At 62.0% G+C, this 15,682-nt stretch carries 11 protein-coding genes; 5 read left to right on the forward strand and 6 right to left on the reverse strand.

The annotated features are described in order from the left end of the window. Positions 1-14: 14 nt before the first annotated feature. The 5 genes from J8C05_RS11845 to J8C05_RS11865 all read right to left on the reverse strand — a co-directional run bounded on the left by J8C05_RS11845 (position 15) and on the right by J8C05_RS11865 (position 2,950). Positions 15-356, reverse strand: a complete 342-nt coding sequence (locus J8C05_RS11845) for a HepT-like ribonuclease domain-containing protein (protein WP_211423746.1) — start codon at positions 354-356, stop codon at positions 15-17. Further along, complete coding sequence (locus tag J8C05_RS11850; protein ID WP_211423747.1) at positions 346-657, reverse strand: nucleotidyltransferase family protein; 312 nt, start codon at positions 655-657, stop codon at positions 346-348. The genes J8C05_RS11845 and J8C05_RS11850 overlap by 11 nt, the downstream gene beginning before the upstream one ends. A 14-nt stretch (positions 658-671) precedes the next feature. Beyond that, positions 672-2,012: an RNA-guided endonuclease InsQ/TnpB family protein gene (locus J8C05_RS11855; protein WP_211423748.1), complete on the reverse strand. Its 1,341-nt coding sequence runs from the start codon at positions 2,010-2,012 to the stop codon at positions 672-674. After that, entirely contained in the window at positions 2,003-2,653 is a 651-nt protein-coding gene (locus tag J8C05_RS11860) for an IS607 family transposase (RefSeq protein ID WP_211423749.1), read from the reverse strand. Before J8C05_RS11860 ends, J8C05_RS11855 begins: the two co-directional genes overlap by 10 nt. Positions 2,654-2,785: 132 nt before the next feature. Beyond that, complete coding sequence (locus J8C05_RS11865) at positions 2,786-2,950, reverse strand: hypothetical protein (protein ID WP_246840800.1); 165 nt, start codon at positions 2,948-2,950, stop codon at positions 2,786-2,788. A gap of 495 nt (positions 2,951-3,445) precedes the next feature. Here J8C05_RS11865 and J8C05_RS11870 point away from each other — a divergent pair, with 495 nt between their 5' ends. Next, positions 3,446-7,759 carry a S8 family serine peptidase gene (locus J8C05_RS11870; protein WP_211423750.1) on the forward strand — a complete coding sequence of 1,438 codons (4,314 nt, stop codon included), beginning with the start codon at positions 3,446-3,448 and terminating at the stop codon, positions 7,757-7,759. 236 nt (positions 7,760-7,995) lie between these two features. Here J8C05_RS11870 and J8C05_RS11875 read toward each other — a convergent pair whose 3' ends face one another. After that, positions 7,996-8,916 (reverse strand): hypothetical protein, encoded by a 921-nt coding sequence (locus J8C05_RS11875; RefSeq protein ID WP_211423751.1) that lies wholly within the window; start codon positions 8,914-8,916, stop codon positions 7,996-7,998. A gap of 249 nt (positions 8,917-9,165) precedes the next feature. On the opposite strand from J8C05_RS11875, the gene J8C05_RS11880 reads away from it, so the two are divergent. From J8C05_RS11880 to J8C05_RS11895, 4 genes are all read left to right on the forward strand, one after another. Then, on the forward strand, positions 9,166-11,313 hold the full coding sequence (locus J8C05_RS11880) for a BACON domain-containing carbohydrate-binding protein (RefSeq protein ID WP_211423752.1): 2,148 nt from the start codon (positions 9,166-9,168) through the stop codon (positions 11,311-11,313). 91 nt (positions 11,314-11,404) lie between these two features. Beyond that, the gene (locus J8C05_RS11885) at positions 11,405-12,658 is read left to right on the forward strand and encodes a hypothetical protein (protein WP_211423753.1); all 1,254 of its coding nucleotides are present in this window, start codon (positions 11,405-11,407) and stop codon (positions 12,656-12,658) included. After that, positions 12,655-14,526: a hypothetical protein gene (locus J8C05_RS11890; RefSeq protein WP_211423754.1), complete on the forward strand. Its 1,872-nt coding sequence runs from the start codon at positions 12,655-12,657 to the stop codon at positions 14,524-14,526. Before J8C05_RS11885 ends, J8C05_RS11890 begins: the two co-directional genes overlap by 4 nt. Next, positions 14,504-15,643 (forward strand): radical SAM/SPASM domain-containing protein, encoded by a 1,140-nt coding sequence (locus tag J8C05_RS11895; RefSeq protein WP_211423755.1) that lies wholly within the window; start codon positions 14,504-14,506, stop codon positions 15,641-15,643. Before J8C05_RS11890 ends, J8C05_RS11895 begins: the two co-directional genes overlap by 23 nt. Positions 15,644-15,682 lie beyond the last annotated feature (39 nt).

Genomic DNA, 15,682 nt, shown 5'->3' on the forward strand with positions numbered 1-15,682 from the left:
GAGTTCTGGTGCTTTCATGGTTCCTCCGGGGGCACCAGTGGCTCAATCATCCCGATCAACGCCGGCACATCATGTTGGACAATCTCCCACATTCTCGTCAGGTCAAGGTGAAAGTAATCGTGGGCGATTCGGTGGCGCAGTCCAATGATCTGGAACCACGGAATCTCAGGATGCGCGGCTCTCGTCTCGTCGGAGACCTTGCGCGCTGCCTCACCAATGTTCTCCAAGACCTTGGCGATAGCGTGCTGGTGCAGGGAACTCTGTTGAAATACCTCCCAGGTCAGGTCCTTACAGAACTCGCGGGATTCTCGGGCAGCAATGAGCATGTCGAGCAAAAGAGCCGAGTCACGCCACATAGATGTGCTCCAGGTGACTCAGGATATGTTTGCGCCGGATATAGTTCCTGCTCTGCTCAACCAGTCGCCGTTCGACCAAGTCCACCTTGCGTCCGAACAAAGACTCCAGTTCACGGGTCATCTCCGACTGGTCATGAAACCCCCAGTGGACACCCGGCTCAAAAGTGACCAACACATCCACATCGCTATCGGGCCGGAAATCCTCGCGCAATGCTGAACCGAAGATGGCGAATTCCCTGATGCGCCAGCGCCGACAAAAATCGGCAATCGCTTCGTGTGACAGTTCAATGCGCAGGGCCATGGCTATGTCTGCTATCAAGAATGTGCGCAAAAGTGCGCACGGTTCTCTTCCTGCCCCGACGTGTCCTGTTGACCACCGTCGTATCTGACAGGCGTGACTTTCCCGACTACGGCGGGGACGGTCCCCGCCGCAGCGCCGCCATGGCTGGACGGACTCGCCACGGGTAGGGCAGTTTCGGTTGCCAGCCGTTTCAGGTTCAGCGCCGCATTGAGGTCACGGTCATGGTGCGCACCACATTGAGCACACACCCATGTTCGATCTCTCAATGTCAGCGCCTCGTTCTTCCAGCCACAGATGGAGCACAGTCGGCTACTTGGATACCAGCGATCAGCGATGGTAAGATGAGTACCGTAGCGCCGGGCCTTGTATTCCAACTGCGAGCGCAACATCCCAAAACCCACGTCAGAGATGGCGCGGGCGAGTTTCTCGTTCTGCAGCATCCCTTTGACGTTTAAATCCTCGATCACCAACGCTTGGTTTTCGCGGCAGAGTCGAGTCGTGAGCTTGTGGGTGAAATCCGCTCGGATATTGGCCATGCGGGCATAGAGCCGTGCCAATATCGCAGCGGACTTCTGCCGGTTGTTCGATACCGGCAGGCGCGTTCCTTCAGGCAGGCGGGCATGGCGTTCAAATCCGGCTGCCTTCCTGGCGGCTTCCAGCTTGCGGCTGAGACGTCGGCTACGGATTTCCAGACGGCGCAGCGCTGCTTTGAGCGGCTTTGGCGCCTCGATGACTTCACCGCTGGAGATCGTTGCGGCAGCCTTGATGCCCAGGTCGATGCCGTTGACCTCGTGCGACGTGCGACGCCGATAGAATTGCGCATCAGGCACCTCGACCTGTATTGCCACAAACCAACGATCCGCGGTGCGAGAAACCGTTGCGCCCAAAATCTTGCCCGCGAAGCGCAGTTCCTCGGTCATGGCGACTTCACCGATCCTGGGCAGACGGATCGTCTTGCCTTCCAGGGTGAACTTGTCGTTGGCAACATAAAAGCTGTCGCGGCAACGGCCCTTTTTCTTGAAGCGCGGTGCGTGTGCCTCTTTGCCAGCCTTGAGGTCGGTGAAGAATCTTTCCCAGGCTTTGGCGAGATGGGCAAACGGCTGGGCGTGGGCATCCCGGTGAATGTCCTGCAACCAAGGCCGACCGTTCTCATCGAGCCACTGCGGGTCGGTGTACTTGATGGCGTTGAACTGTTTTTTGAGCGCCATGGCGTTTGGCCTGCCGCCTGCTGCGTATTGCCTGTTCCACTCATTGAGCGCCCAGTTCCAAACACGCCGCGCCGTGCCGCAGGCGCGCTTGAAGTAGTCCACTTGCTCAGGAGTCGGACAAAGAGCAATCTTGTGGGTCAGTTGCATTGTTGGGCCTTTTTGACGTCATTCGCATCCTGTTTCAGCGCTTCATCCAACTTCTTTCGATAGTTCCTCAAACCGTACAGCCGGGACGAAAAACAGCGCACGATGGTCATTAAGTCTTGCACCATTTCCTGTTCGGGAGACAGCCGTTCCTGGTTGAGTACCAGCACTTCGCAGCCATGGGTTTGGGCGTAATGTTCGAACCACTCAAAGCCGAAACGGGTGAGGCGGTCCCGGTGAGCGAGGATCAGCATCCTGACTTCCCGTCGCCCGATCTCGTCCATAAGGGCCAGAAACCGCTTGCGCCTGAAGTTCAGCCCGCCGCCCACTTCCTCGATAAACTCGACCCCCGCCAATCCCTTCGCCACCACGAACTCTTCCAGCACTTTGCGCTGATCCGCCAGGTCCGGCTTCTGCGCCGCACTCGATACCCGACAGTAGGCGACAAGCTTTGTTGGCGCATGGTTGGCCTGCCGCAAACCGATGAACTCACGGATCTGCGTCTCAGTGTAGAGGCGGCGGTTGCTGTCCGTTCGGGCCACCGGAATCAGCCTTCCTTCGCGTTCCCAACGCTGCAACGTCTTGACCGAGACACCAAGGAGTTTTGCCGCCTTGCCTGTGCTTATAGTGCTTTCCACAAGCATTATTATACACTATCGCGTACTATACGGCAAGCTAGAGTCCGGCTCCGACAGGAATCTTCAGACGGTAACGTCTGATTCCTTGACGAAAGCGGCGATCCGGCGGGTGGCAAGGGCGATGTCCAGTAAGGTTGCTCATCGCGCCACATAGAACGTCTGCGCACTCTCCAGAATATGACGGCGACGAATCCAGTTGTTGCTGTGTTCCACGCACTGCCGCTCAACCAGGTCCACCGGACGTCCCAGAATCTCGCCCAGTTCCTGCCGCAGAACCGATCCAGACAGCCACAGGCGCTGCACCTTCTACGGCAGAACGCCTCAATCTTTTCCATTGGGGCTTGAATCGGCAATGGCATGACACCCTCTCCCACCAGCACAACCCAGGAGCGCGTTACGATGCTCCAGCAGAAAGTTCCAGCGTTTCTGGAACTTGTATCACAGCGGGTTGCCGGGGCATATCGCCGCCCAGGGAAAAAGCAGCCCACAAAACAGGGGCAAGCCGAAATGGGTGCGAACCAGTCGCCGTCTGGCCGCCGGTTCAGGTCAAGGCGGGCAAGCGGGCCGGGCATGAGCCAGCCATGGCGCTGAACGTGTCGAGGCATCCGGGACAGAAGCTCCTCGCGCGCTTCGCAGGGGAATTTCCGAGCAGCTATCACTGTCCTGCCATCAAACCAGAGTTGATTCCAGGATTTTTCAGACTTTGCCTTGATTCGCCTGCTCTCTGTGGGATACAAAGGCGATAAACGTCTGCTTTTATTACATCTCCCTATTGTCACTGGTTCTGGAGGCTTGCCCATGGCACGGTTAATGCCACCCCGTCGCTTGTGGATTGGATTTCTGGTTGGTTTGCTCGTGATGCTCGTCGCCATTGGGCTGCCCGTTCGGCAGCAGGCGGCCGGACGGGGCTATTCCATAACCATGTCAGAGGTGGCTATGCCGACGGATTTCACCATTTCCATTGGGGGCTTTTGTTTTGATCCCAGGAAGGACGACCCGGCGCGGGCGCTGGCGGCGCGGGGCGGGTATCTCACGGAAGCCGCCGGCGACAGCTACCAGATTGTCCAGTTCAACGGACGGGCGCAGGATGCCTGGCTGGCAGAACTGCGGCAGGCAGGCATCGAGCCGCTGCAATACATTCCGCATCAGGCGTATTTGGCCTATGTTCCGGCTGCGGCCCGCGAGACGGCGGCGCGGCGGGATTATGTCCGGTGGATGGGGCTGTACCAGCCGGCCTACAAGCTCAGCCCGGCGTTGCAGTGGCTGCTGACCGGAAAAGCCGGAAAGCCGTCCGCAGATGGGACGTACCTTGTGGCCACGTTCAAGCGTTCGGGGCTGGAAGCGGCGACCAAACGGTTGGAAAACGTCGGCAAGGTCATCACGGTGGAGACCATGCCGGCGGGTGCGGTGTTTGATGTGCTGCGGGTACGGTTGTCGCCAGCGGCCGTCATCCAGGCGGCACAGGCGTCTGAAGTCATGGCGATTGAGCCGTATGTCACGCCTACGCCCGAAGACGAGCGCAATGCGCACGTCACGGCCGGAAACTACACCGGAACCGGCATAGATAACCTGGCCGCGCCGGGCTATAACCCACAGACGCAGTTTGGCAGCAACGGCAGCGGGATTACGGTCGGGGTGGTGGATGACGGGGTGGAGATTCCCAGCCCCCAAGGCTTTTACATCACGACGGCGAATGCCGTGGCGGGGCCGCCCCGTGGCGCTGACAGTTCACAGTCGTTTCGCGGCGGTCACGGGCATCTATGTGCCAGCATCATTGCCGGCACAACGCCCTTTCCGAACATTCTCGATCCCCGGGGCTACAACTACGGGCTTGGCGTTGCGCCAGGCGCACACATTGTCAGTGTGCCGCTGATTACGGGCGGAGCTTTTCAGGGGGGCGACGTAACGGCAGTCAACGATACTGTCACGACACTGCCGCCAAATGGCATTCGGGCGACGATTTCCAACAACAGTTGGGGCGCCGGCGTTGCCACCGACTATGGTACCCGTGAGGCGCAGTACGACGCCTTCACCCGTGACGCCTCACAGGGCGATGGGATTGATCCGCTGCTGTTTGTGTTCTCTTCCGGCAATAATGGTCCAGGCTCACAAACCCTGACACGCCCGAAAGCGGCCAAAAACGTCATCACCGTTGGCTCATCGGTGGGGCTGCGCCCGGAGTTGCCTTCCTTCCAAGGTGTTCCCAACACCAACATAGACTTCATCTCCAACTATTCGAGCCGGGGACCGGCGGCGGATGGCCGTATCAAGCCGGATGTCTGCGCGCCGGGGCAGCAGATTACCGGGCCGCAGTCCGCCTCAAATCAGGTTGGCTTTGGGACATTGGGTGATGGCGTTCACATTCGTGGCAGCGGGACTTCCTTTGCCGCGCCGCATGTCTCCGGGGCGGCCGCTGTGTTTTCCGGCTGGTGGCGTGCGACAAATGCGGGGCAGTTTCCGGCGCCAGCGCTCATTAAGGCGGCCCTTATCAATGGCGCGGTGGATATGAATGCCGAGCATCCGGGCGTGCCGGGCAGCAGCTCGACGGAGCCGATTCCCAACATTGCGGAAGGGTGGGGGCGCATCAACCTGCGCAACTCCATTCCCGGCGGCGTCCCCACGGTGTATGTCAACGAAAACGTGCCGCTGCTGGACAACGGGCAGACGTACGTGTTTACCGGGCAGGTGGCCAACGGCGGACAGCCCCTGCGGGTGACGTTGGTCTATACGGATGTGCCGGGTGCGCCCGGCGCCAACCCGGCGCTGGTCAATGACCTTGACCTCAGCGTGTCGGTTGGGGGACAGACCTACCGGGGGAACGTCTTTGCCAACGGTCTTTCCACGCCAGGTGGCAATGCCGACAACCGGAACAACGTCGAGAACGTCTTTCTGCCGCCCCAGCCGGCGGGGACGCCGGTTGTGGTGCGGGTGGCGGCGACGGCACTCAACGGAGATGGGATTCCGGGCAACAGTGATACGACCGACCAGCATTTTGCCCTGGTGATCAGGAATGCCGTGGCCAGCACGCCAACCACGCCGTTGCTTGCGGTGTCGAATGTCATGGCAACAGAGGTCGGCGGCAACGGCAACGGTTTCATTGAACCCTGCGAGCAGGGCAGTCTGATGCTTGGGTTGCGCAACGATGGGACGCCGGCCACGGGACTTTCGGCGACCTTGACGGCGCTGACGCCGGGTGTCTCCATCCTCAGCGGCACAGGAACTTTTGCCAACATTGGGCAGGGGCAGAGTGTGACCGGTCCTACCCCGGCCTTTCGCTTTCTGCTGGGGCCAACGGTGCCCTGTGGGCAGGTTGTGCAGTTTCAACTGACGGTGAACTTTGCCGGCGGCGGCAGCCCGTTCGTGACCACGGTGCAGGTGCCAACCGGGGGAAACAACTATGTGTTTACGCCATCGGGTGGGGCCACGATTCCCGCTGGTGGGCAGCTCGTTGCTGGCAGCCAGTTGGACGATGCCTTGATTCCACTCACGGCCCCATTTGCCTTTTCCATTTACGGGACGAACGTGGCCGCCGGTGCTACGGTGACTGCTGACACAAACGGGGTGTTGCGCCTGGCCGGTGGTGGAGGGAGTGTGTTTGAAAACACATCACTGCCATTTCCCGGTTTTGGCAGTGCGCCGGCGCTCTGCGTGTTTTGGGATGACATTGACCTCCGGGCTCAGCAGTCGGGGCCACCCAGTGGCATCTTCACCCAGGTTACGGGAAGCGCCCCCAACCGGCAGTGGATCATCGAGTGGCGCGGGGTACGGTTTGGGACCTCAGAGGAAATCCGTGTGGCGGTAGTGCTCCAGGAAGGCACGAACCGCTTTGAGTACCGCTATGCCCAGACCGGTCCGGGAAATGGCAATAGTGCCACAGTGGGCGTCCAGGCTACGGGAAGTGGTTCGCTCTTCACACAATTTTCGTTCGATCAGCCCAATGTGACGCCTGGATTGCGGCTTGAGGCACAGCTTGGCTGTGGGCCGTGTGTTTTGTGTGAGTATGCCGTCAGCCCGTCAACCCTGAATGTCGGCGGGGATGCGGTGCCGAGCGTGACGGTGACGGTGACGACGGGTGCAGGCTGCGCGTGGGAAGCGACGGTGCGCAACACCGATGCGCCGTGGGTGAAGCTGGTGTCGGCGCAGTTGGCCAGTGGACAGGTGGTGACGCCCCGGATGGTCGGCGAGCTTGGGGATGTGAACCGGCGGCTGGCGCTGACGGGGACGGGAAGCGCGACGGTGACTTTGGCCGTCGGGCGCAATCCGGGCGGGGCGGCGCGGACGGGGACGGTGCTGGTGGCCGGGCAGGTGGTGACGGTGACGCAGGCTGGGGGCAGTGGCGGGGGCGCGCCGCTGGGGGCGACGATGGCGATGTTCCGGCCGTCGAATGGGTATATGTACCTGAAGAACCGGCTGATTTCGGACTTTGCCGACCAGGACTTTTTCTACGGGACGGCCGGAGATGTGCCGGTTGCCGGGGACTGGGACAGCGACGGCATTGACACGCCGGGGATATACCGGAATGTCAACGGGGTGATGACGTTTTTCCTGATCAACAACAACACGGGCGGATTTGCGGATGTGTCGTTTGCGTTTGGGCAGCCGGGGGACATTCCGATTGCGGGGGACTGGGACGGGAACGGGACGGTGACGTGTGGGGTGTATCGTCCGGGGAGTCAGACGTTCTTTTTGCGGAATGCGAATACGGGAGGGAATCCTGACCTGACGGTGGTGATCACGGGGGCGCAGGCGAGTGACCGGCCGGTGGCCGGGCGGTGGGTGGCTGGCAGCCCGGTGACGGGGGTGGGGTTGTACCGGCCGGGCAACGGACAGTTTCTGCTGAAGAACGCGAATGTAAGCGGGGCGGCGGATGCCAGCTTCGTGGTGACGACGACGGGGACGGTGGTGGCGCCGGTGGCTGGGGACTGGACGCGGCAGGGATTTGCGGCGGTGGGCGTGGTGGTGAACGTCGGGGGAACGATTCAGTTTCAGTTACGGACGGCAAACACGGCCGGGGCGCCGGAGCTACGTGTGAACTACGGTGCGCCGGGGGATGTGCCGCTCATTGGCAACTGGGATGGGCAGATCAAGCTGCCGCCGGTGTCGGTGCCGTGAGGGGACAATAGAAGATAGGGAATAGAAGATAGCGAATAGCGAGGTAGGGGCGGTTCCGCGAACCGCCTCTACCGGGAACCGTCCCTATGGGGAACCGCCCGTACTGACGAACAGAGGATGGAAAATACCCCATCGTTGCCCTTTATTCTTCATTTGCCATTCGCCGGTACGGGCGACTCGCGAGTCGCCCGTACTACTCGCCACTCGCTACTCGCTACTCACTGCGATTGTTGAGGTCACTCAGCCTGATTGATCGGAAGGCATTGCCCGGTGCAGTCCGTGATCCCCAAGCCGACGCTACACTGGGCTCCCATGGGAGTACAGGCACCGCCTTGGCAGCGGGTGTCTTTTTTCACACCGTCACCCCGTTGTGGACAATGGCTGTCCGAAATGCACATACACCCGGCAAAACGTTGGATCGGCACATCCAGCGCAAAGAAACCGTCGGTCAGGTTGCGGCTGTCAGGGGTAAGCATCGGTAAGTTCCCACCCTTGACCCAGACCTGGGCAGTCGTGAAAGACGACTGAGACTGTTTCAGGAATTCCACCGCCTGGGGCGTCAGAGCTACCCGATCGGGATCAAGCAGGATCAGCGGCTGTGGGAACAACTCCCCCACCGTCAGATCAAGCACCTTCTTTTCATGAGGCGAAAGAAGGTCATACCGGGCGCGAATACGATCCGGCTTCAACCCGGAGTAGTATGCCTGCCGACGCATCTCTGGAATGATGGACTCAACATGCCAGGCGGAGATTCGGCGCAGGGTCTCGGCTTCGGCAGGATAGCGTTGGTAGTAAGGTTTCATCCCGGCCAGGAATGCCCGGGTACTGACATCCACCGGCAGATACCAGGCGATGAACATCCGCAAGGCCGGAGGGAAGCGGTAAAACAGCGCAACCTGTTGTTCCTCGGGCTGGCGGTCAATATATCCGGCAATTTCGTAGCAGAGGTTCAGGAAAAACGGGAAGCGGCGGGTCAGGCTCGCGGGCTTGATTGTCCTTTCGGAAGACACTTCGGGAGAGGTGGCGCCTGGTGTCCCTTGAGCGCAAACAGCATACCCCTTGGTGGGTGGCACTGCCCAGGCGGATGAGAAGCTCAAAGTCCACAGGCAACAGCCGCCCAAAACAACCCACAGCAGAATGTCACGGAGAACAGGCATACAGGCAACCTCCAGAGACAGCGTTTTCGAGGTGGTGGTTTGATAAGTAATGCCGTGATGTTAGATGGGGAGAATAAAACTGCAATAGTAGATGCCGGAATGGAAGGTGCGGACAGCCGGGATGGCTGACAAGGCGGCAGCCAGCGCACACACCGGATGGCGGAACCGAACACTTTTCTTTTGAATCAGGAGCCGCGGGAATTTTAGATTCAGGTATAACCGGCAACCTGGTTCGGGAGCGTACAGAAGATGCGCAGGAAGCAACTCGCGCGTGCTTTTCCGGTATGGCTCATCTTCCTGCTGGGAATGCTGGTTGGTCAGGCGGTTGGGCAGTCCGGGGCGGTGGATGGCACATTCAACCCGGGAAGCGGCGTCAACGGCGCTGTCTATGCCATGGCCGTGCAGGCTGATGGAAAGCTGGTCATTGGCGGGGAATTCACGGCCTTCAACGGCATACCACGGAGCAACCTGGCGCGGCTCAATGCTGATGGTTCGCTGGATACGACCTTCACACCCGGCAGCATCGCGGGGCGGGTGGAGGCGCTTGTCGTCCAGTCCGATGGCAAGGTGGTCATCGGGGGGGAGTTCTCCAGCGTGGGCGGCATCGCGCGCCGGAGCCTGGCCCGGCTCAACCCCGACGGCTCGGTGGATACCGGCTTTGTCGCCGAAACGGATGCCAATGGCATCGTCTATGCGCTGGCGCTCCGCAGTGATGGGAGGCTGCTCGTCGCCGGAGATTTTATTGCTTTGGCAGGCCAGCGGCGGGAGCGTATCGCCCAGCTCGAACCCAGTGGTGCGCTGGATGCCAGCTTCAATCCCAATGCGGCAGCCAACGGCGCCATCTTTGCGCTGGCCCTTCAGCCCAACGGACGTGTTCTGGTGGGTGGAGCCTTTACCCAGGTCAACGGAAGTCCCCGCAGTCGGGTGGCGCGGCTGACGCCTGACGGGGGGCTGGACCTGACCTTTTCACAGAGCGGCCCGATGGATGGCACGGTGCTGGCACTGGAAGTTCAGCCGGATGGGCGCATTGTCATCGGCGGCGCCTTTCGTTTTGTCAGTGGCATCGAGCGCAACGGGGTGGCCCGTCTGGAACCCGGCGGCGCACTGGACACATCGTTTGGCGCTTTTGGCGGTGTGGGGGGACGGTTGCTGCCGGTGGTGCAGGCGGTGCGCCTTCAGCCGAACGGACGCATACTCATTGGCGGCGACTTCACGACCGTCAACGGGACGCCGCGCAACTTTGTCGCCCGGCTTAACGGGCTGGATGGTTCGCTGGACACCGGCTTTGACATTGGCAGCGGGGCCAGCAGCGCCGTTCTGGCGTTGGCGCTGCAAGCGGATGGCCGGATCATCCTGGGCGGGGCGTTTGCAACCTTCAATGGCACGCCCCGGGCCGGTATCGTCCGTCTGCTTGGCGATGATCCCGGGTGCGCTTCAGCGGTGTTGCCGGCAGTGGCGAACGTGTCGGCGCTGGGTGGGGAAGGCGTTGTGACGGTAACGGCTGCCGGAAGCTGTACCTGGCGCGCGGTGAGTGACGTGCCCTGGATCACGGTCCTGAGCGGGGCAACGGGCAGCGGGAACGGGACGGTGACGTACCGCGTGGCGGCCCACCGTGGACGGGCGCGGACGGGGACGCTGACCGTCTCAGGGCGGACCGTCACGGTCAACCAGGCCGTTTCAGCTTTCGAGACCGTGGGGCTGTTCCGCCGGTCGGATGGCTTTTTCTATCTCCGCAACAGCCTGACGAGCGGCTTCGCCGACGTGGCCTTTTTCTTTGGGCAGGGGAATGACATCCCGCTGTCCGGCGATTGGGACGGCGACGGCACCACGACGATTGGCGTGTTTCGGATCGTGAGCGGAGCGGCAACGTTCTTTCTCAGAAACAGCAACAGCGCCGGCTTTGCCGATGTGTCGTTTTCGTTTGGCGCGCCGGGAGACATTCCGGTGGTCGGGGACTGGAATGGGGACGGCCGGGATACGGTGGGCGTCTTTCGCAATGGCGTGTTCCTGCTGCGCAATACCAACAGCGCCGGCATGGCGGATAGCATCGTCAACTTCGGCCTCGGCACGGATGTACCCGTGGTGGGTGACTGGGATGGCAACGGCACGACGACGGTCGGCTGTTACCGCCGTGCGAACGGCTTTTTCTACTACCGCAATGATTTGCTGTCGGGCGTGGCCGAAGGGGCGCTCTTTTACGGGCTGGCGGATGATCTGCCCTTTGCCGGCGACTGGGATGGCGACGGGCGGGATGGTATTGGCATCGTCCGCCTGACCGAAGGCAGTTGGCGGTTTTTCCTGAAAAACGAACTGAGTCCCGGCTTTGCCGATGTGTCGTTCAACTATGGCAATGTGAATGACCTGCCGGTGGTCGGGAACTGGAACGGGCGGCCGTGAGCAACCGCCTGCGGGAGCTTGCCGGAAACCGGCTTTTGCCGTAGGGTTCAAATGTACCATTTCTCACTTTTCTTTCTGGGGCGGCCTTCCCGTGTACGTCAGCCAATTTCTCTCTCTGGCCCGGCAGCGCCGGACGGAACTGCAACAGGCGCTGGCGGCGCTGCCCACGGAACTCATGGGGCGGCACGAAGCACGTGGGAAAGCTCTGGAGCAGCTCCGGGAACAGACACTCGATGCGTTGGCCGAGGTCAACCTGCCGACTCTTGACCAGGCAACGCTCGACGCTGTGGAGCGGTTTACCGGTTACGGGCGGTTTCGCGGACTGAACCTGGCGGCCCATCTGGCGGCCGAGCAGGAGCGGCTGACACAGCGCATTGCGGCCATCACGGCGGATGAGCGGTTTATCCGGCGCGAGGAATTGCTCGATCCGACGGCCGGTGTGTTGACCCTGCGCGCCAAACAGGCGCGGGATGAACTGACGCTCATCGAAAGCGGCCTCCAACGCTACGAGCGGGAGCCGGGTTTTCTGGATTTGTACCGGCGCGGCTACCGGACGCCGAGCTACCGGCAGAGCGCTCTGACGTTGCAGTACTACAAGGACTGGAAGCGGGGCGACGAGATCACGGAAAAGTTCGGCTGCAAGGCGTTTTCCGAAGTGCGCGCGGCCTATGAGAACCTGCTGCGGGGGAAAGCCGTCTGTCAGCAGACACTGAACAGCATTGAAAAGAACATCCGGCAGGTGCGCGAGCTGATTACCGAACTCAACACAGCGCAGCAGCGGTTGAGCCATTTGCCACAGGCCGTTCTGGGGGACTTCCGCCGGATGCTGCGGGAGCATCTGGCGCTGGCCGACCGGAAGCAACTGTTTCAGTGGGCCAGCGGGGATCGCGTCCGCGAGTCGCTGATCAAACGGCTCGATGGGGTCGAGAAGCAGATGACTTATACCAAGTCCATGGCGGAGCGCCGTTTCGAGGAGGAGCGGCATTACCTGTCCGGGCAGTTGACCAGGCTGGACCGGAAAATCACCAAGTATTCCCGTCCGAAGTATGCGAACGCCTGGATTCCTCCCAATGAGGCACAGGTTTGGTTGCGCGATCCACGGGAGCGCCTGGCCGCGCAACGGGCGCGCTTCTGGCGCCAGTATGACCGTGTGGCGACCTATGACCGTTACGACCGTTATGATTTCGCGGCGGACATGCTGTGGTGGGACGTGATGACAGACGGGCGGCTGGATGGAAACTTCATCCCGGAAGTCTATGAGTACCGGCAGGCGCATCCGGGCTATACGTATGTGCGTCCGCCGGAGCCACAATACAGCTACTACCAGGGAATGGATGTGTCATGACGCGGCCGCTTAAAGTCGTGGCCTATGCGGTCAACGGGGCCGGTGTGGGGCACCTGACGCGCGTGCTGGCGATATTGCGCTGGATGCGCCGGCTGGCGCTGTGCGCCGGGCGGCGGCTCGACGTATATGTGCTGACCACATCCGAGGCCGGGGCGTTGGCGTTGCGCGAAGGGGTGGCCGTTTTCAAGCTGCCAAGCAAGACGGCGGTGCGGGCGGCCGGGTTGCCGAAGGAGGATTATCTGCGGCTGGCGCGGCAGTGGGTGTGGCACAGTCTGGGGCTGCTCCAGCCGGACCTGCTGGTGGTGGATACGTTTCCCGGTGGGACGTTTGGCGAACTGGGTCCGGTACTGGATGTGCCGGCGCGGAAGCTGTTTGTGTGCCGGGAAGTGAAGGCGGGCTTTGATGCGGCGGGTTTTGCGGCGTGGTTGCCGTTCTATGACCGGATTGTGGTGGTTGGGGAGGGCGGGGCGGTGCGACATTCGTCTGATAACGATTTTGATTTCTCTGCACCGGCCGACTCGTTTGCCGACTCGTTTCTGGAAGAACCACTGGAAGACCCGTTTCCGGGTGTGACGGTGGATGGAACCACGGACCGGAACCTGCCGGTCAAAGGCCGGGGAGCGCCGGCTGAGGGCGAAAGCGTGGCTGACGCCGGACAGGGCGGATGGCTTCCGTCCGGGCCAGTGGTGTCCAACGGGGTTGTCTTTCCGGCAGCCGTCCGGTCGCGGGTGCGGCGCGTTCCGCCCATCCTGCTACGCGAACCGGAAGAACTGCATGACCGGACAACCGCGCGCCGGCGGCTGGGGATTCCCGATGGGGCGCTGGCGCTGTGGCTGAGCGCCGGCGGTGGCGGGGATGCACTGGCCGAGCGGACGCTGACGGCGCTGATTACGGCCCTTGAACCACTGGATGATGTTCACCTTGTCGTGGGGGCAGGGCCGCTGTTTACCGGTGCGCCCCGACGGGGAAAGGGCATCACCTGGCTGACGGAGCCGCTGGCGGTGGAGGATTTTGCCGGGCTGGATGCCGCCATTTCGGCCGCCGGTTTCAACGCCACACACGAACTGCTGGCCGCCGGGGTGCCTACGGCGCTGTTTGCCCAGGAAAAGATTGCCGATGACCAGGCCGCGCGGGTGGCGCGGCTGGCTGCCGCCGGCGCCGTGCTGCCGCTGCTGCTCAATGCGGATGGAACGCCGGACGCCGCCGGGTTGGCCGCCATAATAGCCGATTTGCGACAGCCGGAAGTCCGGGCGCGGTTGCGGGCGCAGGCCCGGTCCGTTGTGGCATTGGGGGGCGCACGCCAGGCTGCCTGGTATGGGTTACAACTCGTTCTCGATACCGGCGAACTCCAGTCCGCAATGGCACGGGCAACCCTGCGCCTCTGCCGCTGGCTGGAGCAACGGCAACCCGATACGGAATCCTGTGCGCGACTCTGGGCATTGACGGCGGCCATCACGGACGGGGATGAGCTGGCCGAGTGGCTGGAAGCCATCCCGGAGGGGATGACACTGGACGACCTGCTCACCTTTCTGCGACGTTTGCCGCGTCTGGCCGATGCGGCTGATCTCGACCATGCCTTTGGGTTATGGCAGCGTTTGGCGGAGGCGCTGGGAGCCGTGGGGGATGAGCGCGCCCGAACGATGTTTCTACGGCAGATGCCGTGGTCACGCCGGGCCGCGGCCGGGGATCAGGTACGGGTTCTGACGACATTTCTGGCGGCAGTGGGTACGGCCGGGGAAAGTCTGTACCGGGCGTTGGCCGTGCTGGAGCGCCATACGGCCGGAGCCGAGTCTGACCCATGGCAGTGGCTGTCGGCGGTTTTGAAGGCGGCCGAGGAGGTGCGTCATGGACATAGCGCAGGCGCGTAAGCGGCGGTGGGCAGGTCTGGCAGTGGGGAAGACCGTGGTTGGGCCGCAGACCGTGCATGTGGACCTCGCCAACGGCTGCAACACAAACTGCACAACCTGCTGGGACCATTCGCCGCTGCTGACCACACCGCGCCCGCCGGCCTGGAAGCGGAAGCTGTTTGACCTGGAGCGATTTCGGGCCCTGGCGGCCGATCTGGCCGGGATGCAGTCCGTCGAGTCGGTCATTTTGTCAGGAATGGGTGATCCGTTTGTCCATCCGGGGATATACGACATCATTGCCGAGTGCAAACGCTACGGGTGGCACGTGACCATCCTGACCAATGCGCTGCTGGCCGATCCCGACCGGGTGGCGGCGCTGGGTGTGGATGCCATGCTGGTGTCGGTCAATGGCGTGAGTCCGGCATCCTATACCGCGTTTCATCCCAACCTGCGGGCAAGTGATTTCGCGCGTCTGGAATGGCTGCTGACCCGGTGGCGGCAGTTGGGGGTGGCGGTCAAGCACGTCCAGGTCATCAACCGGGATACGGCTGCGGAACTGGTGGAGATGGTGCACTTTGCCGCGCGGCACGCAGCGCGGCAGGTGACGTTCAAGCTGGCCAGCCTGGGAAATGGCACGGAAGCATGTGCCATCACGGAAGCGCAGCGGGTGGAACTGCGGGAGCAACTCGTTCCGGCGGCGCGGGCGGCGGCAGCGGAATTGGGTGTAGTGACGAACCTGGAGGTTTTCGCCCAACAGCTTACGGCCGGAGGACTGGCGACGACGCCCATCGAGGAAGTGGGGTGTTTTATGGGCTGGCACTACGCGCGGATTACGGTTGAAGGGGCGCTGCTGTACTGCTGTGCGGCGACGTTGCAGGTCGGGCACCTGGACTGGGGGCCGTTTTCGGAGCAGTGGTTTGGGGCGGCGTGGGAGGCACTGCGGGCATCGCTGCGGGCCGGGCAGTATGCGCCGGCGTGTCGGCAGTGTGGGAAGTTCAACCAGAACGTCAAGCTGGCGGCGAAGGTACGGGAGCGGTTTGGGGCGGTGGTGTATGCGTCCCTGACCGGTCGTTCTGCAGGACAAGCGTCTGATAACATTGAGAGAAGGAACGGCACGGCCGGTCATAGGTTAGGTTAGGTAACGCTACTTAGGCGACACCATGGCTAAGGTGAACAT

Source organism: Chloracidobacterium sp. N, from assembly GCF_018304765.1.
GTDB lineage: Bacteria > Acidobacteriota > Blastocatellia > Chloracidobacteriales > Chloracidobacteriaceae > Chloracidobacterium > Chloracidobacterium aggregatum.

Coding starts and splice junctions, on each gene's coding strand:
- J8C05_RS11850 (WP_211423747.1), bottom strand. CDS start 657: ATGGCCCTGCGCATTGAACTGTCACACGAAGCGATTGCCGATTTTTGT.
- J8C05_RS11860 (WP_211423749.1), bottom strand. CDS start 2,653: ATGCTTGTGGAAAGCACTATAAGCACAGGCAAGGCGGCAAAACTCCTT.
- J8C05_RS11890 (WP_211423754.1), top strand. CDS start 12,655: ATGACGCGGCCGCTTAAAGTCGTGGCCTATGCGGTCAACGGGGCCGGT.
- J8C05_RS11880 (WP_211423752.1), top strand. CDS start 9,166: ATGCGCAGGAAGCAACTCGCGCGTGCTTTTCCGGTATGGCTCATCTTC.
- J8C05_RS11845 (WP_211423746.1), bottom strand. CDS start 356: ATGTGGCGTGACTCGGCTCTTTTGCTCGACATGCTCATTGCTGCCCGA.
- J8C05_RS11875 (WP_211423751.1), bottom strand. CDS start 8,916: ATGCCTGTTCTCCGTGACATTCTGCTGTGGGTTGTTTTGGGCGGCTGT.
- J8C05_RS11870 (WP_211423750.1), top strand. CDS start 3,446: ATGGCACGGTTAATGCCACCCCGTCGCTTGTGGATTGGATTTCTGGTT.
- J8C05_RS11895 (WP_211423755.1), top strand. CDS start 14,504: ATGGACATAGCGCAGGCGCGTAAGCGGCGGTGGGCAGGTCTGGCAGTG.
- J8C05_RS11855 (WP_211423748.1), bottom strand. CDS start 2,012: ATGCAACTGACCCACAAGATTGCTCTTTGTCCGACTCCTGAGCAAGTG.